The 20,728-nt window shown below is 73.3% G+C and carries 24 protein-coding genes and 1 pseudogene; 17 read left to right on the forward strand and 8 right to left on the reverse strand.

The features are described from left to right. Positions 1-152: 152 nt before the first annotated feature. The 5 genes from ACFY0O_RS19490 (at position 153) to ACFY0O_RS19510 (ending at position 2,934) form a co-directional block, all read left to right on the forward strand. Positions 153-1,148, forward strand: coding sequence for a magnesium and cobalt transport protein CorA (locus ACFY0O_RS19490; RefSeq protein WP_388947930.1), 996 nt, complete (start codon positions 153-155; stop codon positions 1,146-1,148). Between the two features lie 45 nt (positions 1,149-1,193). Then, positions 1,194-1,610, forward strand: coding sequence for a hypothetical protein (locus tag ACFY0O_RS19495; RefSeq protein WP_388947932.1), 417 nt, complete (start codon positions 1,194-1,196; stop codon positions 1,608-1,610). A 120-nt stretch (positions 1,611-1,730) separates the two neighbouring features. Next, the gene (locus ACFY0O_RS19500) at positions 1,731-1,937 is read left to right on the forward strand and encodes a hypothetical protein (RefSeq protein WP_388947934.1); all 207 of its coding nucleotides are present in this window, start codon (positions 1,731-1,733) and stop codon (positions 1,935-1,937) included. Positions 1,938-2,188: 251 nt separating this feature from the next. Then, positions 2,189-2,461 carry a hypothetical protein gene (locus ACFY0O_RS19505; protein WP_388947936.1) on the forward strand — a complete coding sequence of 91 codons (273 nt, stop codon included), beginning with the start codon at positions 2,189-2,191 and terminating at the stop codon, positions 2,459-2,461. A gap of 137 nt (positions 2,462-2,598) precedes the next feature. After that, positions 2,599-2,934, forward strand: coding sequence for a hypothetical protein (locus ACFY0O_RS19510; RefSeq protein ID WP_388947938.1), 336 nt, complete (start codon positions 2,599-2,601; stop codon positions 2,932-2,934). Between the two features lie 133 nt (positions 2,935-3,067). Here the strand turns inward: ACFY0O_RS19510 and ACFY0O_RS19515 are convergent, their stop codons facing one another. Continuing rightward, complete coding sequence (locus ACFY0O_RS19515) at positions 3,068-3,517, reverse strand: SRPBCC family protein (protein ID WP_388947940.1); 450 nt, start codon at positions 3,515-3,517, stop codon at positions 3,068-3,070. Between the two features lie 227 nt (positions 3,518-3,744). After that, on the reverse strand, positions 3,745-4,020 hold the full coding sequence (locus ACFY0O_RS19520) for an isoamylase early set domain-containing protein (RefSeq protein ID WP_358894744.1): 276 nt from the start codon (positions 4,018-4,020) through the stop codon (positions 3,745-3,747). Between the two features lie 305 nt (positions 4,021-4,325). Here ACFY0O_RS19520 and ACFY0O_RS19525 point away from each other — a divergent pair, with 305 nt between their 5' ends. Beyond that, a complete protein-coding gene (locus ACFY0O_RS19525; protein WP_388947943.1) occupies positions 4,326-4,634 on the forward strand; it encodes a hypothetical protein in 309 nt (102 codons plus the stop codon). 81 nt (positions 4,635-4,715) lie between these two features. On the opposite strand, the gene ACFY0O_RS19530 is transcribed toward ACFY0O_RS19525, so the two are convergent. Together ACFY0O_RS19530 and ACFY0O_RS19535 are read right to left on the reverse strand one after the other, a co-directional pair. Further along, positions 4,716-5,156 carry an SRPBCC family protein gene (locus ACFY0O_RS19530; RefSeq protein ID WP_388947945.1) on the reverse strand — a complete coding sequence of 147 codons (441 nt, stop codon included), beginning with the start codon at positions 5,154-5,156 and terminating at the stop codon, positions 4,716-4,718. Between the two features lie 91 nt (positions 5,157-5,247). Then, positions 5,248-5,697 carry a spore-associated protein gene (locus ACFY0O_RS19535; protein WP_388947947.1) on the reverse strand — a complete coding sequence of 150 codons (450 nt, stop codon included), beginning with the start codon at positions 5,695-5,697 and terminating at the stop codon, positions 5,248-5,250. A gap of 650 nt (positions 5,698-6,347) precedes the next feature. On the opposite strand from ACFY0O_RS19535, the gene ACFY0O_RS19540 reads away from it, so the two are divergent. Continuing rightward, on the forward strand, positions 6,348-6,995 hold the full coding sequence (locus ACFY0O_RS19540; RefSeq protein WP_388947949.1) for a hypothetical protein: 648 nt from the start codon (positions 6,348-6,350) through the stop codon (positions 6,993-6,995). Positions 6,996-7,017: 22 nt separating this feature from the next. Here ACFY0O_RS19540 and ACFY0O_RS19545 read toward each other — a convergent pair whose 3' ends face one another. Next, entirely contained in the window at positions 7,018-8,223 is a 1,206-nt protein-coding gene (locus ACFY0O_RS19545) for an MFS transporter (RefSeq protein ID WP_388947951.1), read from the reverse strand. 56 nt (positions 8,224-8,279) lie between these two features. Between ACFY0O_RS19545 and ACFY0O_RS19550 the strand changes: the two genes are divergently transcribed. Further along, a complete protein-coding gene (locus ACFY0O_RS19550; RefSeq protein WP_388947952.1) occupies positions 8,280-9,236 on the forward strand; it encodes a DUF5937 family protein in 957 nt (318 codons plus the stop codon). An 18-nt stretch (positions 9,237-9,254) separates the two neighbouring features. On the opposite strand, the gene ACFY0O_RS19555 is transcribed toward ACFY0O_RS19550, so the two are convergent. Together ACFY0O_RS19555 and ACFY0O_RS19560 are read right to left on the reverse strand one after the other, a co-directional pair. Beyond that, positions 9,255-10,694, reverse strand: coding sequence for an NAD(P)/FAD-dependent oxidoreductase (locus tag ACFY0O_RS19555; RefSeq protein WP_388947954.1), 1,440 nt, complete (start codon positions 10,692-10,694; stop codon positions 9,255-9,257). A gap of 313 nt (positions 10,695-11,007) precedes the next feature. After that, positions 11,008-11,355: a carboxymuconolactone decarboxylase family protein gene (locus ACFY0O_RS19560; RefSeq protein ID WP_388947956.1), complete on the reverse strand. Its 348-nt coding sequence runs from the start codon at positions 11,353-11,355 to the stop codon at positions 11,008-11,010. Positions 11,356-11,514: 159 nt separating this feature from the next. Here ACFY0O_RS19560 and ACFY0O_RS19565 point away from each other — a divergent pair, with 159 nt between their 5' ends. The 4 genes and pseudogenes from ACFY0O_RS19565 to ACFY0O_RS19580 all read left to right on the forward strand — a co-directional run. Beyond that, positions 11,515-12,480: a LysR family transcriptional regulator gene (locus ACFY0O_RS19565; protein WP_388947958.1), complete on the forward strand. Its 966-nt coding sequence runs from the start codon at positions 11,515-11,517 to the stop codon at positions 12,478-12,480. Positions 12,481-12,685: 205 nt separating this feature from the next. Next, the gene (locus ACFY0O_RS19570) at positions 12,686-12,979 is read left to right on the forward strand and encodes a DUF1330 domain-containing protein (protein WP_388947960.1); all 294 of its coding nucleotides are present in this window, start codon (positions 12,686-12,688) and stop codon (positions 12,977-12,979) included. Positions 12,980-13,064: 85 nt separating this feature from the next. Next, on the forward strand, positions 13,065-14,558 hold the full coding sequence (locus tag ACFY0O_RS19575) for a serine/threonine-protein kinase (protein ID WP_388947962.1): 1,494 nt from the start codon (positions 13,065-13,067) through the stop codon (positions 14,556-14,558). Positions 14,559-14,648: 90 nt separating this feature from the next. Further along, positions 14,649-14,896, forward strand: a pseudogene (locus ACFY0O_RS19580) (NmrA family transcriptional regulator); the annotation flags it as partial. A 16-nt stretch (positions 14,897-14,912) separates the two neighbouring features. Here ACFY0O_RS19580 and bla read toward each other — a convergent pair. Beyond that, positions 14,913-15,836 (reverse strand): class A beta-lactamase, encoded by a 924-nt coding sequence (gene bla, locus ACFY0O_RS19585; protein ID WP_388947964.1) that lies wholly within the window; start codon positions 15,834-15,836, stop codon positions 14,913-14,915. A 155-nt stretch (positions 15,837-15,991) separates the two neighbouring features. Between bla and ACFY0O_RS19590 the strand changes: the two genes are divergently transcribed. The 5 genes from ACFY0O_RS19590 (at position 15,992) to ACFY0O_RS19610 (ending at position 20,724) form a co-directional block, all read left to right on the forward strand. Then, positions 15,992-17,005 (forward strand): SPFH domain-containing protein, encoded by a 1,014-nt coding sequence (locus ACFY0O_RS19590; RefSeq protein ID WP_388947966.1) that lies wholly within the window; start codon positions 15,992-15,994, stop codon positions 17,003-17,005. Further along, complete coding sequence (locus ACFY0O_RS19595) at positions 17,002-17,901, forward strand: hypothetical protein (protein ID WP_388947968.1); 900 nt, start codon at positions 17,002-17,004, stop codon at positions 17,899-17,901. The genes ACFY0O_RS19590 and ACFY0O_RS19595 overlap by 4 nt, the downstream gene beginning before the upstream one ends. A gap of 293 nt (positions 17,902-18,194) precedes the next feature. Further along, positions 18,195-18,434, forward strand: a complete 240-nt coding sequence (locus tag ACFY0O_RS19600; RefSeq protein WP_388947970.1) for an acyl carrier protein — start codon at positions 18,195-18,197, stop codon at positions 18,432-18,434. Then, positions 18,431-19,447: a beta-ketoacyl-ACP synthase III gene (locus ACFY0O_RS19605; RefSeq protein ID WP_388947972.1), complete on the forward strand. Its 1,017-nt coding sequence runs from the start codon at positions 18,431-18,433 to the stop codon at positions 19,445-19,447. The genes ACFY0O_RS19600 and ACFY0O_RS19605 overlap by 4 nt, the downstream gene beginning before the upstream one ends. Before the next feature lie 29 nt (positions 19,448-19,476). Further along, positions 19,477-20,724, forward strand: coding sequence for a hypothetical protein (locus tag ACFY0O_RS19610; protein WP_388947974.1), 1,248 nt, complete (start codon positions 19,477-19,479; stop codon positions 20,722-20,724). Positions 20,725-20,728: the final 4 nt, after the last annotated feature.

Raw genomic sequence — 20,728 nt, forward strand, 5'->3', positions numbered from 1 at the left:
GCAGTCCCGCCCTCTCGTGCTGCCCATGGGACGCCCGCAACCCTTCCGCGCCCCATGGTGTAGTCCATCACATGTGCAGCCGTGCCCAGGGCCCGAGGGGGACTAAGAGCCGACGCGCGCATGGATGGGCGGTGCCGAGGCATGCGAGGGGGATGGAATGCGTCATTTACGAGCAGGCTTCGGGAGCGTCGGAGCACGTGGAGTGCGATCTGCCGGACGACACCTGTCGCACGGCCCTCAAACGGATGCGGGACCTGGGAGACGGCGCGTTCGCCTGGGTCCGGCTGACCGACCCCTCGGAGGGCGAACTGCTCCAGCTCGCCGACGAACTCGCCCTGCATCCTCTGGCCGTCGAGGACGCCCTCCATGGACGACAGCGCCCCAAACGGGAGCGTTTCGACGATGTCCTGGCCGTGGCTCTGAAGCCCCTGCGGTATGTGGAGGAGGACACGGCGGTGGAGACCGGAGACATCATGATCTTCGTTGGCCCCCGCAGCGTCCTCACCGTGAGCCACGGAACGATCGACCCCTGCGCCGAGGCCGCACGTCGGCTGGAGGCCCATCCGCAGATGCTGCGCATGGGGCCCTGGGCCGTGCTGCACGCCGTGCTGGACGTCGCGGTCGATGCGTACGGCGACGCGGCCCGGAGGGTGCGCACCACGCTCGACCGGCTCGAGGACGAGGTGTTCTCGACCTCCCGTGTCGACCACACCCAGAGCATCTACTCCCTCAAGCGGGAGGTCCGCGAGTTCCGTGATGCCGTGCAGCCGCTCGTCCCGGTCGTCCAGGGCCTCTTGGACAGGCCGGGTACAAAGGAGGACCTTTCAGACATCGCCCCGTACGTCCGTGACGTCGCCGATCACCTGCACCGCACGGACACCGAGGTCCGGACCCTGGACGAGCTGGTGGACTCCGTCCTCGGCGCACAGCAGGCCCGCGTGGGCACTTGGCAGAACGACGACATGCGGCGCATCTCCGCATGGGCGGCGATCTTCGCGATCCCCACCATGGTCGCCGGCGTGTACGGGATGAACTTCGAGCACATGCCGGAACTCGGCTGGACCTACGGCTACCCGCTGGCCGTCGCGCTCATGGCCCTCGCCTCAGGCGCCCTGTACCGCGCCTTCCGCCGCAACGGCTGGCTGTAGGGCCGGCGGCCGCACCGGCCGGTGGCGAGGGCCTAGGGTGCTCGCATGGACATGCGGACGAGCATCGAGCAGCTGATCGTGGAAGCCGAACAGCAGATCCACGACCAGGTATGGGCCCCCACCAGCGCCGACCGGGCCCTCGCGGCGAAGGCCGCCGCCGACCTCCAGACCGCCATCGGCACCCCGCACGCGCAAGAGGCGTTGTGCGAGGTCGACCGGCTGGAGCGGCTGCGGGGAGGGCTGGCCGTCCTGGCGATCTCCCTCGCCCGCGTCCACGGGCGGCTCGCCTGGTTCCTCGGCGCGGCGGTCACCGCCCTCACTCCCGTCCTGCACTGGCGCGCCCTCTCCCCCGAAGGCGGGCCCGCCTTCGGCACCGTCCACGCGGAAGCCCGGCAGTACGCCGACGCCGAAGACGCGATCCGGCTCCTCCAGGACACCCTCAGCCGTATCTCCACCGCCTGACACCCCTGCGCGGCGCCCCCCTCCGGCACGGAGAGTGACGTAAATGATGCGGTATGTCACGGGTGGTGGCATCGTGGCGGGGGGAACCCCCCCACCACCCGTCACAAGGGAGTCGCCGACATGGGCGGAATGAAGGACAAGCGCCAGGAACCGGGCAAGGGCCGCGAGGAGCAGGAACGCATGAGCCGTCCGGGCCAGGACCCCGTCCAGCCCGGGGACAGCGAGGAGCGGATGCGGGGGAAGGGCCCGGACGAACTCAGGCGGCGCGGTCAGGACGACATGCGGCGCGAACGCGACGAGGACGACATGCGCGACGAAGAGCTCTGAGCAGCGCGCGTCGTAGCTCCCCCACACGCAGGACCCGGCCACCCCGTAGTCACCATCACCGGCCGGGTCCTGTCCCATGTCCCCTGCCCGGCCACGGGCAGCCACGTCGTGCGCGGGCCGACGACAGGCCTTCAGGCGCCTGTGCCTGCATCCTGGAGGCGGGCGTCATGGGTTCGGCGGGCTGCCCCGCCCCGGCTCTTGCGAGGCTTCGGATGTTGATCAGCCACACTCTCGACCGCGGCACACTCAGAGTGAAGTTCCACCAGGACCTGGACATCACCAACCGGGCGGCGGCCGCCCTCCAGGTCGAAGCACTCGTCGCGGCCCACCGCCCGGACGAGGTCCTCCTCGAACTGCCCCCCGGCGAACCGGGCCCCGCCACGCTCAGCGCGGTGGCCCGCGCGCAGCGGATGTGCCGGAGCATGGACGTCGCGTTCACCGTCACCGGCACGGCCGTCCCGGTCCAAGAGCCCGCGGGCGAGGCTGGGCTGCGGCTGGAATCGGGGGCGCGGCGCCGCCGCTGACGTCCGGCTCCGCGCGCCTTCCGACGATTGCACGCAGGCAGTGGATGGGGCCGACCGGAGTCAGGGCTGTCCCGCAGGCCGGTGTCCCCCCGCCGGGCCTGCGCGGACCGGCGGCGGACAGGACCTACAGTACGGCCGTGCATGATCATGAGACCCAGTTCCTCGCCGCGGTGCGCGCGGTGCTCGACGAGGCGGGCTTTCCCGCGCGCGCGGCCGGTTCCGAGGGCGTGCACACGGTGCTCCACGCCCGCGGGGTGATGGTCGGCTGGATGCCCCAGGACATCACGCGCCTGCGGGTACGGCGACGCGGCCCCCGCCGCACCCGGAAGAACGGCCGGGCGGACCCGCCCGGGCTGCGCCGGGCCTTCGGTCTCGCCCTGGCGGCAGCCTTCCGCAACGCCGGCTACACCGTCGAGACCCGCGGCGACGAATGGCTGCTCGTCATCGACCCCCAACACCAGCCCGAACTCTGAAGCCCACCGCGGCCCCCACCCGGCCGGTCGCGAAGGCACCGCCCCGTTCGAACGGGGCGGTGACGTCAGGGCGGGAGGCCGGCGCCGCTGCCTCGGCGCGGCCCCGGGGCCCGACGAGGCAGCGGCCTGGGGGTCAGACCTGGCCGCGCCACTGGCCGGTCGGGGTGCCGCGGTCCTCGATGAAGTGCTTGAACCGCTTCAGGTCGCCCTTGACCTGCCGGTCGACGAAGCCGAACTTGTCCGCGATGTTCTCCGCCATCCCATCGGGATCGAAGTCCATCATCAAGGTCACCTCGGTATGGGCGGGGTCGATGGGCCGGAAGGTCACCAGGCCCGACTGCTCCGTCTCGCCGCCGACGGTGACCCAGGCGATCTTCGTGTCGGGGACCTGCGCGGTGATCTCCGCGTCGAACTCCCGCTCCACCCCGCCGATCTTCGTCACCCAGTGCGTGAGGGTGTCACTGCGCTGCTCGATCCGCTCGACGCCGTCCATGAACTGGGGGAACGACTCGAACTGCGTCCACTGGTCGTAGGCGGTGCGGACCGGGACGCCGACTTCGATGGACTCCTTGACCTGCGACATGCTCAACCTCCTGGTTTCGGGACTGCGGAGCCGGGGCCGGCCTCTCGGGTGGCCGGCCCCGGCGGTGGGGAACCCCTCTATGGGTGCCCTCCCGGGCCGCACGTGCCCCGGCTCGGGCGCGGCACACCCCGAACGAGCCCAATCAGGGGCCCAGCCGGCCCTGCCGCCTCGCGCCGCCGAGTACGTCCACTCGGTGCCGCCCGCGGGCTCGGCGCGCGCGGCCGGGGTCAGGTGTGGAGGCGGCTGTTGGTGCCGTCGTGGTCGTCGGCGTCGCTCTCGTCGAACCAGTAGTCGCCGGCCGCGAGGTAGCGGAAGCCGTGGCTGGTGTGCGCGGGGAGGGTGACGCTCGCGGCCCGGGTACCGTCCCCGCGCGGGGCGAGGGGGTGGGCGGCGGGGTTCCAGTGGTTGAAGTCCCCGACCACGCTGACCGGGCCGGCCGGCTGGTCGGCGGGCAGGACGAAGGTGACCTGGGTGCGGCCCTTGAGCCGCTTGCGTTCTAGCACGAAGCACTCCGTCGAGGCGCGGGCGAGGGAATCGGACTGGTGCATCCTCACCCCCGGAAGCGGGCGCGGGGGCCGAAACACGCCCGCCTTCCTGCGGAGGTCATCCGGCCGGCGGCGGGCAGGCCAGGATGGAGGGCAGGGATATCCGGCCGGTGCTGGGCGGGATGCGCACGGAGCGGCTGTACGGGCAGGCCGTCCCTGCCGCCGTTCCTGCGCATGGGGAAGGACCTCGTGCGCGCCGCACGGCACACGGCAGCCCCGGCCCCCGGTGCCTGGGCGAGAGTACGGAGGCATAGCCTGTGGCCATGTCCGTCAACATCGATCTCGCCTTCACCGTCACCGACGTCACCGACGAGGCCGAAGCCACGGCCATCGTCAGCGCCGTGGAGGAACTGCTCCGCGAGGAGTCCATCCACCTCCAGGTCAGCCTCGGTGTGGCCGTGGACGACGACGGCTCGTACTTCGTCTCAGGAGAGTCGGACTTCCCGCTCGGGATCTCCCGCTTCTACCTCTGGCGCCCGCACTTCGAGGGGCTGTTCGCCACCACGGTCACCGCGGTGGCGCCGAAGGCGAAGCCGAGGATCGACTGGGGTTACCCCGACGAGGAGTACTGAACGGCGGGGCGGACTCGGCGCTGCGATACGGCGACCCGGCAGGGGCACTGCATCGGTTCGCCGCCTGAGACCCGCCGTCGTTCAGGCCTTCCTGAGCAGCTGGTTCGCCGCGCGGCCGAACATGAGGCGGGCCGTCCGGTTCACCACTCCGTCGAAGAGGCGTGGCAGGAAGCGGATGCGCAGTTCCTCCCGCCACACCACCCGGCTGCGGCCCCCCGGCCCCGGCCGGACCTCGATCTCCGCCCAGCCCAGGACGACCCGGCCACGCTTCTCCAGCCGGCACAGGCCGGGCTCGTCGCCCACCGGCGGGCGCCAGACCGTGACCTCCATGATGTCGTCGACGGCCACGGGTCCGATGCCCGACCGGGCCACGAAACGCGTGCCCTCGCGGGTCGGCGGCGCGGTGAGCACCTCGATCCCGGTCAGCGGGACCACGTCGGCGTGGCGGGGCCAGTCCGTCAGCCTGCGCCACGCCTCCGCGGGGGCGAGCAGGGGCGTGCGTTCGAGGGAAAAGGGGGACACGCCACGATCCTAGGGAATCGACGCCCTCCACCAGCGCATCGCCCAGGGCTCCCCTCGATAGCTGCAGTACCCGGGCCGGCACCCAGCCGGGTCAGCGGACCTCGGTGGCCCGGCGCTCCTTGAGCGCGCCACAGTTGGAGTTGTACACCTGCACATGCACGTTGCTGATGCCCCCACCCCAGTCGACGCAGTGGCCCTTGCCGGACACGTAGGCCGGCCCCGCGTACGAGGTGTACCGGCCGAAGTCCTCGCCCCGCTCCCGGGTTTCGGGGACTTCGATCCACAGGGCCATGTCCACCGCCGCACCCGGGTTGTTGCGGATGGTCGCGACGCAGTTCTTTCCGTTCGAGGCGTTGTACGTCAGGTAGACGGTGCCCAGCGAGCCGATGGCGGCCGAGTTCACGGTCTTGTAGGCGGTTCCGCAGACCTTCTGCGGCGTGGTGTTGGGTGCGGCGGTGGCGGGCGCCGCAAGCGCGGTCGTGGCGCCCAGGGCCAGGGCGGCGAATGCGGAGGTGGTCAGGACGGAACGGGTGAGTCGCACGTGTTTTCCCCCTGCGCTCAGTGGAGTTGGTCGCTCCTGCATGTTGTGACATCCAGGACGGCGGATCGGTTGCGCACCATGCGCAGGAGATGTGGCCGTGCCCCCAGGCGCACGGCGCTCCCGACGGCGTCCGGGCCGAAAACCCGCCACGCCGCAGACGCCCCCGGCTCCCGTGTTCAGAGCGGCGGCGGCTGGGCAGAGTGGGACGGGAGGGAAGATGACCGGTCAGTGTTCCGGGCCCCGGCCTGCCGCCGACACGGCGGTCGGCCTCGTACGGGCGGAGTCGCGGTGACCTCGGGATCGGCGGGACGGGCCCCCGGCGGGCTGCCGGTGGTCAGCCATCTCGGGGCGTTCGTACGCTCGCCGTTGGGGTTCCTCGGAGGCCTCGCCGCCCATGGGGAAGTCGTCGAGGTCCGGTTCGGTCCCCAGCGGGTCTGGGTCGTCTGCGATCCGGGCTCACCCGTGAGCTCCTGCTCAACGACCGGGTGTTCGACAAGGCTGATCGAACGGGCCCTGGACCCCTCAGCCCGGGCAGCCCCCTGCGCACCGAGGCTGCCCGCCTTCTGACCAGCCCGCCATGGGATGATCTTGAGCCCCGATCGAGAGGACCGCGTATCCGCGGTTCACATCGCCGATGGCAAGATCGGGCCATGGGATTGAACATAGTGGTCGGCGTCCTCGTCGACGCCGAGGACGCCGACCACACCGAGATGGTCCGCGCCGACTTCGTCGCGATCGGCGAGCTACTGGAGCGTGCGGGAGCGCGACCGTGGGCTGAGCCAGACCTCGATGAGGAGGAGGGCGCGGAGTTCGAGGCGTGGGGTTACTCGGGCCTGCACGCCGTTCGCCGTCTCGCTGTCCACCTTGCAGCGGGCGGGCGCCTGCCCGAGCCGTTGGACGGCGACCGACGGGCGACTGACGACCCGCTCCTGTGTGAGGTGTACGAGGCTCTCCCGAGTGATCCTCCTGGACCGTTCGACCATCTGGTCCATCATTCGGACTGCGAGGGCTACTACGTCCCGGTCGACTTCGCCCAGGTCATCGTGGACAAAAAGGCGCGGGGCGGCTATCTCGGCTCTTCGGTGCGCCTGCTGGAGGAAGCCCGCCGACTCGCTGAAGCCCTCGGCCTTCCAGAAGACCTCGATCCGCACTCCGAAGAGGTCTTCGAGGCCGCCGATGCCGAGAAGCCGGCCACTGAGGGGTGGCGTCGCTACGGCGTCGAGTCCTATGTATGCCTGCAACTCCTCCACGCGGCGAAACTCTCGATCTCGACGGGCGCGGCCATCGCCTTCACCTGAGGGCCGTGGGACTCTCCGTGCCTCAGCTTCCGTGAGTCACGTGGTCGTGCGTCGGGTGGCGGGCGGCGAGGGGGAGGGTGAGGACCCAGCGGACGGAGAGGAGTCCCGCGGCCGCCCAGAGGGCGGTGTGGGGGCCGGCGGTCTGGGCGATCAGGCCGGCGAGGGCCGCGCCCGCGGCGAGGGCACCGGTGAGCAGGAAGCGGAAGGTGGCGTTCATGCGGCCGAGGAGCTCCGGTGGGGTGGCCTGCTGCCGGAAGGAGACGCGCAGCACGTTGTCCACGCCCGTCTTGGCCAGCGTGATCGCCCAGGCGGCGCCTGCGAGCCGCAGGTCGTGCAGGCCGATGGCCAGGGCGAACGGGGCCAGCAGCGGGCCCGGGAGCCACAGGGAGCGGAGGGGGCCGAGGGCGCGGCGCAGGAGCGGTGCGGTGAGTGAGCCCGCGAGGGTGCCGAGACCGCCGGCGGCCAGGAAGAGCCCGGCGGTGCCGGGCCGGTCGGCGAGGGTGATGAGCAGGGACACGACGGCGAGTTGGATCGCGAGGTTGGTGAGCGCGCCTTCGAGCGCGATCGGTCGCAGGTGCGGGTGGCGGAGCACGAACCGCAGGCCTGCGCCGACGTCCCGCAGCATCGGCGCGCGTCCGCGCTTGGGGAGGCCGGGTTCGGGGCGGCGGACGCGGGCGGTCAGCAGGGCCGAGGCGATGTAGCTGGCCACGTCGAGCAGGAGGGCCAGCGGTGCTCCGGCCGCCTGGACGATCAGGCCTCCGGCGCCGCGGCCCGAGACGTCGGCGACGGAATTGAGGCTGACGAGCGCCGTGTTCGCCGCGAGCAGCCGGTCCCTGCCGACGACGTGGGGCACGTAGCTGAGATGGGCCACGTCGAAGAGGACCGTGGCGACACCCATCAGCCCGACCACCGCGTACAGGTGGGTGAGGGTCAGCGTCCCGCACGCCCAGGCCAGCGGGACCGAGGCCAGTAGGCCGGCACGGATCAGGTCGGCACCGATCATGACGGGGCGTTTGCGGAGGCGGTCGATCCAGGTGCCGGCGGGCAGTCCGACGAGGAGGAAGGAGAGGGTGGTGAGGGTGGCCAGCAGGCCGACCTGCGCCGGGTCGGCATGGAGTGCGGACTGGGCCAGGAACGGCAGCGCGAGCGCGCTGATCTGGGTCCCGAATTTACTGGTGGCGTCTGCGACGAAGATCCGGCGGAAGTCCCGGTCGGTGGAGAGGAGCATGACCCGGACTCTCGCCCCGGCCTCGTGAACGGCGTGAACGATTTAGCCTTGGCCGAATGGAGCTGAGACTGGAGTACTCGGCGGCGGAGCTCGCCCACACGCGGTTCGCCCTGTCTCCCCTGTGGGAGGCGGTCGCGAGTCTGCGCGTCCTCTCCTTCCCCGCGGAGCACCCGCTGCACCATCCCTGGGAACGGGCCGTACGCCCGCGACTGACGGGGCTGGACCTGCGCCCGCTGACCGAGCTGATCACACCGGGTCTCATCGCCGCGTTCGTCTGCCCGCCCCCGGTGAGCCACGCACCCGATCTGGAACTGGAACTGGCGACCCTGCGCGCCCAGCCCCACGACCGCGTCCAGGCCGGCCTGGCGGCCTGCGGCCTGCACCACCCCGACCCCGCCGGCCGCCTCGACGAGCTGGCCGGGCTCGTCCGCGCCTACTGGGCCATCGCGATCGCCCCGTACTGGCCCCGCATCCGGGCCCTGCTCGACGGCGACGTCCTGCACCGGGCCCGGCTCATGGCCACCAGCGGCGCCCGCGGCCTCTTCGAGGACCTCGACCCCGGCATCACCTGGCAGAACGACACCCTGCACGTACGCCGACGCCGCCAACGTACGGCGCACGTGCGCCTGGAAGGGCAGGGGATGCTGCTCATACCGTCGGTGTTCGCTCACCCGCGCGTGTTCTCGCTGACCGCCCCCGGCTGGCAACCCCTCCTGCGCTACCCCGTCCGGGGCGTCGCGACCCTGTGGGAAAGCAAGGGGGCGGCACCGCCCCACGCGGCACTGGCGAAGGTGCTCGGCCGCTCCCGCGCCCTGCTGCTGTCCCTCCTCGACCAGCCCGCGACGACCACCACCCTGGCCGCCCGCACCGGCCTGACCTCCGGCGCGGTCTCCCAGCACCTCACCGCGATGCGGGACGCCGGACTCCTCACCGCACACCGCCTGGGCAAGGAAGTCCTCTACGCCCGTACCACGCCGGCCCACGACCTGATCGACCGAGCCGTGTCCCGCTGAACAGGGTGCGGCCCGGCGTCAGCGCGCCGGTTCCGGGCGGCGGGTGACGGCCCGTCGGGCGATCTTGGCGAGGACCGACGGGTGCATCAGCAGCGAGGACGGGGCGGTCATGTTGGCGACCTTGACGAAACGGGTCCACACGTCGGCGTCGTGCCGGGCCAGCGCGAACACCTGCTGGTTGTACCAGTGCGCGAACCGGGCGGCCAGGGGCTGGCCGGCCGGGCTCCACATCAGGTCCGAGGTGGTGGACAGGGACCACGGCACCTTGATGATCCGGGCCGCCGTGCGCAGGTACTCCCGGCTCAGGCCGGCCAGGCCCGTGCCCGTGGAGCGGCGGCGGCCGAGCAGCGAGCCGAGTGCTTCGGCCTCGATGGCGGGCACGGTCAGCCCCTGGCCGTAGACCGGGTTGAAGACGCAGAGCGCGTCGCCGATCGCGATCAGTCCCTCCGGCCAGCCGGGGTTGCGGTGGTGCAGCCGCCAGGTGCTGCCGGGGTTGGTGTAGCGGTGCAACTCGTCGTGGCGGCTGCGGCGGGCGATCTGCTCGGCCAGCAGGGGGTTGTCCAGGCTGCGCGCGTACTCCAGGAAGCCGTCCGGGTCGGTCGGGGGGTGCTGTTCGAAGCCGAACAGCGAACAGACCCAGCGGCCGTGCTCGACCGCGAGCATGGCGCCGCCGCGGCGCACCGAGGGGGCGAAGGTCATCTGGTAGGCGAGGTCGTAGTCCTTCTCCTCGGGGGTGCGGTCGAAGACCATCGTGGTGTAGGTGATCTTCGCCTTCACCGTGCTCTTCGGCGAGGCCGGCAGCCGGGCCTCGCCCAGCCACTCGTCGATCGAGGTGGTGCGCCCGGAGGCGTCCACCACCAGTTCGGCGGTGACCTCCCGCTCCCCGCCCTGCCCGGTCCGGTACCGGACCGCCCCGATCCGGCCGTCCGGGCCGCGTACGAGGCCCAGGACCCGGGCCCCGCCGAGCACCTGAACCTGCGCCAGGTCCAGCACCCGGGCCCGGATCCGCCGTTCCAGCTCGTCGCGGGTGAAGGACTGGATCCGCACTCCGGTGGCGGCGCGCACGGCGTAGCCGGTGGGCAGGAGGAAGCTGATCCGCTCACCGTAGTCGTAGACGGGCGCGCCGAGCCGCTCCAGCTCCGCGCGCAGGCCCGGGAAGAGCAGCTCCAGCGTCTGGGCGCCCTTGGCCAGCATCGCGTGCGCGTGGTACGACTGCGGCGCGGTCGGGTGTGCACCGGTCGTGCGGTCGACCGCGTCCCGTTCCAGCACGAGGACCTCGGCGAAGTGGTCGGCCAGGACCCGGGCCGCCAGCAGGCCCGCGTAGCCGCCGCCGATGACCACGGCGCGCCCCCAGGCCGGGCTGCCCGCAGCGGTTGTGGGGTCCGTGCCCGTGTTCGGGCCCGCGTTCGTGTCGGCGTTCGTGTCCGGTGCCACGGTGCCCTTGTCAGCGTCCGTCATGCCGCCCCTGATCTTCGAGTCGCCGGAGACCCGGTCGGGCCGCCATCCGGGCACCACCTCACCGCACTGCTCCGAGGACGATCAAGGGCGGCGAAGGGGCGCTCGGGGGTGCACCAGGGGCGCGGCGTCGCGCCGTCCAGCATGGCCTTGTCCACCTCGATCGCGGGCGACGTACCCGCCGGCGTGGTCGCGCTCGGCGGGGTGGTGGCGGGTGATCCTGTGTTCGAGGTGGTCATCACGAATCCCGTCTGCGGAAGGGGGTGAGTCGCCACGGCGCCAGCAAGCACTGAGGACCACCCACGTGCCGCCGACGTCAGTGGGTGGGGGTCGCAGCGTGAACGTGGCCTTCGTAGAGGCGGTCGGCGAGGAGGGCGTGGGCGAGGGTGCCGCCGGCCCGGACGGAGGCGGTGACGAAGGCGGTCTCGGCGAGTTCCTCGGCGGTTACGCCGTGCCGGCGGGCGGCCGCGGTGTGGACGTCGAGGCAGTAGGCGCATTGGGTGACCAGGGCCACCGCCACGGAGATCAGCTCGCGGTAGCGGCGCGGTACGGCGCCGTCCTCGCGGTCGACGGCGTTCTGGAAGGCGAGCCAGGCCGCGAACTCGGGCGCGGCGGCGGCGCCGACGGAACGGGCACGGTGGAGGTCGTCGGGGTGTGCGTACATGGGTACTCCTCGGGGTGAGCGACGGGGGCTGAGGTGGCCCGGGGGGTGTGGGGAACGGAATTGTGCGGGGGGGGACGGCTCCACTTCACCTCGGATCCCGCCGCCGCGTCCAAGACCGGTTGCGCGGGGGCGGTGCCGTTGTCGGTATCGTGGCTGGTCATGGACTTGAGGGCGTTGCGCTGTTTCGTGGCGGTGGCGGAGGAGGGCCACTTCGGCCGGGCCGCCATGCGGCTCCATCTCGCCCAGCCACCCCTCAGCCGCAGGATCCGCGACCTGGAGGCGGACCTGGCGTGCCGGTTGTTCGAGCGGATCCCGACCGGGGCGCGTCTGACCGCGGCCGGTGAAGTTCTTCTCCCGGAGGCGCGCGACCTGTTGGCGCGGGCGGAGCGCGCCCGCGAGCTGGTGCGTGCGGCGGAGTCCGTCCGTGAGGTCGTCCTGGGCACGGTGGCCGGCGCGGGCCTGGAGGCCGGCGCCGAGGCCCTCGCCGTCTTGCGGGGTACCCGACCCGGGCTGCGTGTCCGGCTGCACGAGGCGCCCGTGACCGATCCGACGGGAGGGCTGCGCGAGCGGCGGGTCGACCTGGCGCTGACCCGGCTCCCCTTCGACACCTCGGGGCTGACCATACGTCAGCTGGGGACGGAGCCCCTGGTGGCGGCACTGCCCGCAGACGACCCGCTCGCCGTGCGCCCGCGCCTGCACGTGGGCGAACTCGCCGGGCGGCCGCGCTTCCGGCTGCCGGCCGGAACGGACGCGCGGTGGCGCACGTACTGGCTCGCCGCCGACGAGGACACGCCCGGCCCGGTGGTGACCTCCGCCGAGGAGTGCCTGCACGCGGTGGTGTGGGACGGGGTGACCGGGCTCCTGCCGGCCGGGGCCGCGCGCAGGCACGCGCGCCCGGGCATCGCATTCGTCCCGGTCGACGGACACCCGCCGAGCCGCGTCGTGCTGGCCCGCCGGGCGGACGCCGGCGACCGGCTCGTGGACGCCGTGGCGGACGCCCTGGCCGATGCCCATGCCGCGCGCGCGAACGGCTCCGCCCGTCCGGACGCGACGCCGGCACACCTCATGGCCTTGCCCCGCCCCACCCGACCGGGCGACCGCCTGGCGGCCAGGGCGCCGCAGTAGGCGGCTCGGCAGTCGATGTCCGGGGCCGGCCGCCGTGCTTGAGCCTGGCGAGAATGTGTCGAAGGCTGACCTTTCTGACGTGGCCCGGGGCGGGGTCGAACGGCAAGGATCGAGGCACGACCTCGACGGAGCCCTGTGGGGACCTCAACCCCCTGGGCCGTCGTCGGGATCGAGCAATCCGAATGCCGAACACAGGAGGTTTCCCGTGGCCAAGGGCTACTGGGTCAGCGTCTACCCCGTCATTTCCGACCCCGAGGCGCTGGCTGCCTACAACGAGCTGGCCGGTCAGGCTGTGCGGGCTGCGGGTGGGCGCGTCCTGTCCCGGGGTGGTCGAGTCGTGGCCCACGAGGACGGAATCGCGCAGCGCGTCGTTCTGATCGAGTTCGACAGCTTCGAGGAGGCGGCCGCCGCATACGAGAGCGAGTCATACCAGAAGGCGCTGGTCGCCCTCCCCGACGGCTTCGCGCGCGACTTCCGCATCATCGAGGGCATCGACTGACCGGCACGAGCAGGCCCGGCTCGGCCCCAACTTCCTCCTGTCACAGGCGTTCGCACAACCCGGGGCCTTGGGTTAGGTTCCCGTCGTGACTGATGATCGCGGACCATTGCTGGCGGGCCGGTACCGGTTGGCCGGACCGCTCGGCCGGGGCGGCATGGGGACCGTCTGGCGGGCCCAGGACGAGCAGCTCGGCCGGCAGGTCGCGCTCAAGGAGCTGCGGCTCCCCGACGACCTCGATGCCTCCGGGCGGGATGCGTGGATCGCCCGCGTGGACCGCGAGGCGCGCGCGGCCGCCAGGCTGAAACATCCGGGGGTGATCACCGTCCACGACCGGATAGCCGATGGCGACGGCCGCCCGTGGATCGTGATGGAACTCGTCCACGGCCGCTCCCTCGACGAACTGGTCAAGGAGGACGGCCCGCTTCCGCCCGCCCGCGTGGCCATGATCGGCCGTCAGGTCCTGGACGCGCTGCGTGCCGTGCACGCCATGGGCGTCGTCCACCGGGACATCAAGCCCGCCAACGTCCTGCTCGAAGGCGACCGGGTGGTGCTGACCGACTTCGGGATCGCCGCCGTGGAGGGCGAGCCCGGTCTGACCCGGTCGGGGGCCCTGATGGGGACCCCGGTCTACATGGCGCCCGAGCAGATGCGCGGGCATGCGGCAACCGCCGAATCCGACCTGTGGTCCCTGGGCGCGACGCTGTTCACCGCCGTGGAGGGGCACCCCCCGTTCACCGGTTCCGGCTCCTGGGCCGTCTTCGTCGCCGTCGCCACCGAGGAACCCGCCCCCGCCGTCCGCGCGGGGGAGCTCGCCCCGGTGCTGACCGGCCTCCTCCGCAAGGAGCCGGCGCAACGCCTCACCGCCGAGGAGGCGTACGACCTGCTCGCCGGACCGGCGGGCGAAGCCGAGCCGTCCCGGCCGGAACCCGCGCCGGCGTCCGCGTCCACCCTGCGGCTGGGCCGGGAGCCGGGCGCCGGCCCCGCCCGTCCTGCGCGTCCCGCCCGGCGGCGGTACCTGCTGGGCGGCCTGGCGGCGGTCGCGGTCGCCGCGATGGTGATGCCCTGGGGGTTACCGGATTCCGGTTCGTCCGGCGCCACCGGCCGCACCGGCGCGATCGGCTCCACCGGGCCCACCCGGCCGTCCCCCTCCTCGTCCTCCCCCGTCGCCTCAGCCACCCCGTCCGTCCCCGGACCGACCCCCAGCCCGAGTCCGAGCCCGACACCGCCCCCCACGCTCAGGCCGACCCGAACTCCCCTCGACCGCCAGGCCATCGAGCGGGTCTTCGCGCTCTACATGAACGGCCTCGCCGACCACGACATGACCTCGCTGCGCCGAGGCACCTGCCCCCGCCTGCGCTCGACCCTGCTCGGATTCGCCCTCAACGGCTACTACGTGGACCGCTGGGAACTCCAGCACTACGAGATCCCACCCGACCGGGACCAGCTCAGCGTGGAGGCGAAGATCACCCGGCGCGACCCCGAGACCGGAACACTCGCGGGCGACATCCTCAACCAATGGATCATCGAGCGGGACGCGGACCAGGAGTACTACGTATGCGGCTGGCTCAACGGGGAATGAGCCTCCAGCGGTGACGCTCCGCCGGGCGGCAGCAGCCGACGGGTGCGCACTGGCCTGGGCGGAGTCCGTCCGCACGCAGGGGACGGTCGCCGCCGGCAGGCCGGAGCCGTCGCCGCCGCGCTCGGAGCGCCGGTGCGCTTCCACGAACTGACCCGCGAGGAGGCAAAGCCGCCATGACCCGCTTCGTCCCACCGGAGCTCGCGGACGACACCCTGGACGTCATCGGCGCTCCGAACGCCGCCGAACCGCGGATCAGCCCGGACGTGCACCGGGTCCTGGGCCGCGGACCGCGGCCCTTCAGCGACTGGGCCGCCCGTAACATCGCCGCTTTCCGCTGAGCCCGGACCTGCGGGCTCAGCCGAGTACGGCCTCGCCCAGCAGGCGGGCCGTGTCGGCGACGAGCCTGGCGTCGTTCGGCCCCTGCGGCGCGTGCGGCCTGGTCGTCAGGACCGCCATCACCACCGGCACACCGGCCGGGCTCCAGACCACGCCCACGTCGTTGGCGACGCCGTAGGCGGTGCCGCCGCCGGTCTTGTCGGCGAGGGTCCAACCGGGCAGGCCCTCCTTGAACCGCTGGGTGTTGGTGGTGTTGGCGAGCAGCCAGCCGGTGAGCCGGTCCCTGTCCTTGCGGGGCAGTGCGTCCGTGCGCAGCAGCCGGGCGTACGTCTCGCCGATGGCGTGCGGGCTGGTGGTGTCCTCGGTGCGCCAGGGTTCGGCGGAGTTCAGGTCCGGCTCCCACCGGTCGAGCCGGGTGACGCGGTCGCCGAGGGAACGGGCGAAGCGGGTGATCGCGGTCGGGCCGCCCAGTTCGCGCAGGAGCAGGTTGCCCGCCAGGTTGTCGCTCTGGCTGACCGCGGCCGCGCACAAGGCCTCGACCGTCATCCCGTCGGGCACGTGGTCCTTGGTGACGGGGGCCCAGTCGGCAGCTTCGACCTCGGCCCGGGTGTAGTGGATCCGGCGGGCCAGGAACTCCCCGTCGCGGTCGAGGTCCCGCAGGACGGCCGCCGCGGCCAGCGGCTTGAACACCGAGCAGACCGGGAAGAGCTCCTCCGCCCGGTGGACCACCGTCCGGCCGGTGACCAGGTTGCGGGCGTAGACGCCGAGGCGGGCGCCGTGCTCCCGTTCCATGTCCCGCAGCCGGCGCACAGGGCCCGCATCCGGGGCCGGCCGGACGTCCGCGGACGCCGAACCGGCGGTGCCGAGGCCGAGGGCGGCCAGGCCCCCGGTGCCGAGGGCCAGGACCGCACGCCGGGACGGACGGCTTGCCACGCGCTTCACATCGTCTCCTCACCATGGATCATCCCTACGGGAGGAATCACGCGAAGCACCCCGGGACGGTTGCACCCACCCATGACGCCGACCCCTTTTCGTCCTCTTGACGATATGGCGATCTTCCGCTTATCGTCGCACTGACGAAATCAAGGGGGTCCCTCATGGCCGACATCACGCGGCGCCTGGGCTGGCGCCATCTGCGCTCCGCGCCCACCGCCCACATCCGTCACCACAGGCGCGGCCGGCTGGTCCACGACGGCCGGGGGCTCAGCTTCTGGTACCGGTCGCTGTCCGCGGCGCTGTCCGAAGTTCCGGTCGACGACCGGGAGTTGGCCATGGCCTTCCACGCCCGCACGGCCGACTTCCAGGACGTCACCGTGCAGGCCACCGTCACCTACCGGATCAGCGACCCGGCCGCGGCCGCGGACCGGCTCGACTTCTCCGTCGACCCGGACACCGGCAGCTGGCGCGGCGCGCCCCTGGAGCAGATCGCCACCCTCCTCACCGAGACCGCGCAGCAGCACACGCTGGACGTACTGGCCCGCACTCCCCTGGCCGCCGCCCTGGTGGACGGCGTCGCATCCGTTCGGCAGCGGGTCGCCGGCGGTCTCGCCGCCGAGCCCAGGCTCCCGGACACCGGCATCGACGTCGTGGCCGTGCGGGTCGTGGCCATCCGTCCCGAGGCCGAGGTGGAGCGCGCCCTGCGCACCCCGGCCCGCGAGCAGATCCAGCAGGAGGCGGACCGGGCCACGTACGAGCGGCGGGCCGTGGCCGTCGAGCGCGAGCGGGCCATCGCCGAGAACGAGCTGGCCAGCCAGATCGAGCTGGCCCGCCGCGAGGAACAGCTGGTGGACCAGCGCGGCATCAACGCCCGTCGCGAGGCCGAGGAGAAGGCCGCCGCGGACGCCGTACGGACCGAGGCCGAGGCGGCCCGCAAGGTCCGCCTGGCCCGGGCGGACGCCGAGGCGGCCCGCGAGACGGGCGCGGCGAGCGCGGAGGCGCAGGCCGCCTGGCTGCGGGTGCACGACGAGGCCGGCCCGGGCACGCTGCACGCCCTGGCGGCGACCCGGCTGGCGGAGAACCTGCCCCGGATCGAGAGCCTCACCCTCTCCCCCGACGTCCTCACCGGGCTCCTCACCCGGCTCGGGCGTCCGAACGGCGGGACGGCCGAGTGAGCCTGGCCCCGCGAGCGGTACTCGTGCACCGCAGGACCGAGTACGAGGAACTGCTCGCGCGGCACGGGACGCACGGGCAGGCCGCGTTCTTCCTCTCCAGCCGGGGCCGCTCCGTCGACGAGGTGGTCCGCCGCCACGAACGCACGCGACAGGCCCTGCGGGAAGTGGCGGCCGCGGTGCCACTGACCTGGCGCAGCAGCAGGGTGGAGCGGGCGGACCTGGACCGCTTCCTGTTCGGCCCGGAGGACGTCGTGGTGGTGGCCGGGCAGGACGGCCTGGTCGCCAACGCCGCCAAGTACCTCCGCGGGCAGCCGGTGGTGGGCATCGACACCGACCCGGGGCGCAACCCGGGTGTCCTGGTCCGTCACCGCAGCTCCGACACGGCCGCCCTGCTGCACGCCGCGACCGGTCCCGGGGTTCCGGCGGAGGAGCTGACCATGGTCGAGGCCGTCGCCGACGACACCCAGCGCCTCCTCGCGCTGAACGAGATCTACCTGGGCCCGCCCGGCCACCAGACCGCCCGCTACCGCCTGGGCGCCGACGGCGAGGAGGACCCGGGCGAGGCCCAGGCGTCCTCCGGGGTCCTGGTCGGCACCGGGACGGGAGCGACCGGCTGGCTGCGCTCCCTGTGGCTGGAGCGCGGCAGCACCGAGGAGCTGCCCGCACCGTGCGACCGGCGGCTCCTGTGGTTCGTACGCGAGGCCTGGCCCTCCCCCACGACCGGAACCACCAGGGTCTCCGGTGAACTGGGCCGCGGTCAGGGGCTGCGGCTGACCGTGGAATCGGACCGGATCGTCGTCTTCGGCGACGGGATGGAGGCCGACGCCCTGGAACTGACGTGGGGGCAGAGCGTACGGCTGGGCATCGCGGACACGTCGCTGCGCCTGGTGACATGAACGCCGGCCCCCTAACCGGTAACGTCCGCGCGGCGCGTTGACGTCGGGCGGTGTCCTCGCGCGCGCCGCGGCCTCGCGACGGCCCCCTCCAACTGGCGGCGAGGCCAGGTGGGTTGGAGGCCGGAGTGGGCCCCCTTTCGGCGCGGCGGCACGGACGGCCCTTCCGCCGTTCGTGTTGTTCTCGCGGTTGCCGTGTCCTGGGCGGCCGCCACGCCGGCCATCTCACCGCGCCATATGGAAGCTTCTCTTCCGCAAGGGATCCGTCCAACAGACGTCCATCAGAGGAGAGGTCCATGTACGAGTGGCTGCGGGACATCATGGTCGAACGCCTCCGGCTGCCGGCCGACGGGGTGCGGCCGGAGGCCACCGCCGACGAGGCGGGGCTGGACTCCCTCGCCGTCACCGAGCTGGTGCTCATCGTCCAGGACGAACTCGGCGTCACCCTGGACGAGGACCGGCTCTACGCCCTGCGGACCGTCGGGGACGTCGCCGCGTTCCTGGAGCGCCACGTCCAGCCGTCCACCACTCGGTGACGGGGCCCCAGCCCCCCGCGGCCGTCCTGTGCGGGGTCGGATCGTGGCTGCCTCCGGACGTGGTGGGCAACGACGTCCTGGCCGCCCGGCTCGGGGTCACCGACGACTGGATCCACCAGCGCACCGGCGTACGCAGCCGCCGTCGGGCCGAACCCGGGACGGCGACCGTCACCATGGCGGTGGAGGCCGGGGCCCGGGCGCTGAAGTCGCAGGGCCACGGGCAGGCGGACGCCGTGCTGCTCGCCACGGCGACACCGGACCGGCTCTGCCCGGCGAGCGCCCCCGAGGTCGCCGCCAGGCTCGGACTCACCGGAGCGGCCGCCCTGGACGTGTCGGCGGCGTGCTCGGGCTTCGTCTACGCCCTGTCGGTCGCCGCCGGACTGATCGGCGCCCGGACCTGCGAGCGGATCCTGGTGATCGGCGCGGACACCATGTCGGCGGTGCTGGACCCGGACGACCGGGCCACCTCGCCGATCTTCGGCGACGGGGCCGGGGCCGTCGTCCTGCGGGCCGGCCACGCCGGCGAACCGGGCGCGCTGGGGCCGTTCGTCCTGGGCAGCGACGGCGAGCGGGCGGACCTGATCCGGCTCCCGGCCGGCGGCTCGCTCACCCGCTACCGGTACACCGCGGACGCCCCGGACCCCTATCTGCGGATGAACGGCCGGGAGGTGTTCCGGCAGGCCCTCGACCGCATGGGCGGCGCGGTGACGACAGCCGTGGCGCGGGCGGGCTGGGCCCTGGAGGAGGTGGACCGGTTCGCCGTCCACCAGGCCAACGCCCGGATCTCGCGGGCCCTCGCCACCCGGCTGGGCGTTCCGTGCGAGCGGTGGCTGTCGAACATCGAGCACGTCGGCAACACCACCGGCGCGTCCGTGCCCCTGCTGCTGGACCACGCCCACCGCGGCCGCCTGCTCCTGCCCGGGCAGCGCACGGCCGTCGCCGCCTTCGGCGCCGGCCTGGCCTGGGCCGCGACCACCCTGACCTGGCCCGACCTCACGCCGGGCACCCCCTAGCCGCGCGACCCCGGGACGAGAGGAGCACGATGGCCGTGCCGAACGCCGCCTACCCGGCGTTGGACCAGATCATCTGGGAAATGGAGCGCACCGGCTCCGGGCACTACCTGCACATCGGCGCCGCGCTGGAGTTCGAGGGCCCGCCGCCCCGGCTCGACGCGGTGCGCGAGCACGTCCTGCGGCGGACCGCCGGGCTTCCGCAGGCCGCGGACGGGGGCTGCGACCCCGGCGACCGAGTCCGGGAACTGCGTCTCGCGCCCGGCGCGAGGCCGTACGACGCCCTCCTCGACGCCCCCGTGCCCGGCGTGGGACGCCCGTGGGGGGTCTGGCTGGTCCACGGCCACGAGCCCGGCCGTCACCTGCTCGCCTACCGCGGCCACCACGGCCTGCACGACGGCGTCAGCATGGCCCGGATCCTGCCCGTCCTCTTCGGCGCGGAGGAACGGACCGGGGAGGACGGCGGCCTCCCCGCGTCCGGTACCGCTCCGGCGGGCCGCCCGGCCGCCCCTCCCCTGGCCGCCCGGCTTCCGGCGCAGGCGCGCCAGGCCGCGGCCTCGCTGCGGCTGTTCCTGCCCGCGCCGAGCACCCCCCTCACGCCGGGCCCCCGCGCGGGCCGGCGGGTGCTGTCCACGGCCTCGGTGAGCGTGGACCTGCTGCGGTCGACCGCACGCCGCCTCGGCTGCTCGGTCCTCGACGTCCACTTGAGCGCCCTGTCCCGTACCGCGCAGCGGGCGGACCGGACGGGCTGGACCGCGGAGCGGGGACGGCCGCGCGGCATCGCCGTCCCCGTCTCCCTCACCCGCACGGAACGCGGCCCCTACCCGGGCAACCGGTTCTCGGTCGTCCTCCTCGACGTCCCGTACGACGAGCCCGACCTCGCCCGCCGGGCCCGGCTGCTGTCGCGGCAGACGCGCCGCTACCGCGAACCCGCGACCCGCTGGGCCCTGGGCGATGCGCTGGGCCGGCTCGGGGTGGGCGGTACCAGGGCGGTGTCCGATCGGATCTTCGCGCGGACCGGCGTGCAGACGACGGTCCTGACCACCTCCGCCGACCTGGGGTTCGCCGGCCGGCCCGCCGTACGGCTCACCGGCCTGAACTGCCTGCCCGCCGACTTCCCGTACCAGCCCGTGCTCGCCCTGTGGCGCGACGAGGCGGTGTGCTCCTTCACGGCCGACGCCTCGGTTCCCGACGCGGCGCTTCTGGCCGGGCACTGGCGGGAGGCCGTGGAGGTCCTCGTCCGCGACGCGGGCGGGGCCGGCGCCGCCCGGGCGGGCTGAGCAC

Origin of the sequence: Streptomyces sp. NPDC001594 (assembly GCF_042893675.1) — a bacterium.
Lineage (GTDB): Bacteria > Actinomycetota > Actinomycetes > Streptomycetales > Streptomycetaceae > Streptomyces.

Coding starts and splice junctions, on each gene's coding strand:
- ACFY0O_RS19490 (WP_388947930.1), top strand. CDS start 153: ATGGAATGCGTCATTTACGAGCAGGCTTCGGGAGCGTCGGAGCACGTG.
- ACFY0O_RS19495 (WP_388947932.1), top strand. CDS start 1,194: ATGGACATGCGGACGAGCATCGAGCAGCTGATCGTGGAAGCCGAACAG.
- ACFY0O_RS19500 (WP_388947934.1), top strand. CDS start 1,731: ATGGGCGGAATGAAGGACAAGCGCCAGGAACCGGGCAAGGGCCGCGAG.
- ACFY0O_RS19515 (WP_388947940.1), bottom strand. CDS start 3,517: ATGTCGCAGGTCAAGGAGTCCATCGAAGTCGGCGTCCCGGTCCGCACC.
- ACFY0O_RS19525 (WP_388947943.1), top strand. CDS start 4,326: ATGTCCGTCAACATCGATCTCGCCTTCACCGTCACCGACGTCACCGAC.
- ACFY0O_RS19540 (WP_388947949.1), top strand. CDS start 6,348: ATGGGATTGAACATAGTGGTCGGCGTCCTCGTCGACGCCGAGGACGCC.
- ACFY0O_RS19545 (WP_388947951.1), bottom strand. CDS start 8,223: ATGCTCCTCTCCACCGACCGGGACTTCCGCCGGATCTTCGTCGCAGAC.
- ACFY0O_RS19550 (WP_388947952.1), top strand. CDS start 8,280: ATGGAGCTGAGACTGGAGTACTCGGCGGCGGAGCTCGCCCACACGCGG.
- ACFY0O_RS19555 (WP_388947954.1), bottom strand. CDS start 10,694: ATGACGGACGCTGACAAGGGCACCGTGGCACCGGACACGAACGCCGAC.
- ACFY0O_RS19560 (WP_388947956.1), bottom strand. CDS start 11,355: ATGTACGCACACCCCGACGACCTCCACCGTGCCCGTTCCGTCGGCGCC.
- ACFY0O_RS19565 (WP_388947958.1), top strand. CDS start 11,515: ATGGACTTGAGGGCGTTGCGCTGTTTCGTGGCGGTGGCGGAGGAGGGC.
- ACFY0O_RS19590 (WP_388947966.1), top strand. CDS start 15,992: ATGGCCGACATCACGCGGCGCCTGGGCTGGCGCCATCTGCGCTCCGCG.
- ACFY0O_RS19600 (WP_388947970.1), top strand. CDS start 18,195: ATGTACGAGTGGCTGCGGGACATCATGGTCGAACGCCTCCGGCTGCCG.
- ACFY0O_RS19610 (WP_388947974.1), top strand. CDS start 19,477: ATGGCCGTGCCGAACGCCGCCTACCCGGCGTTGGACCAGATCATCTGG.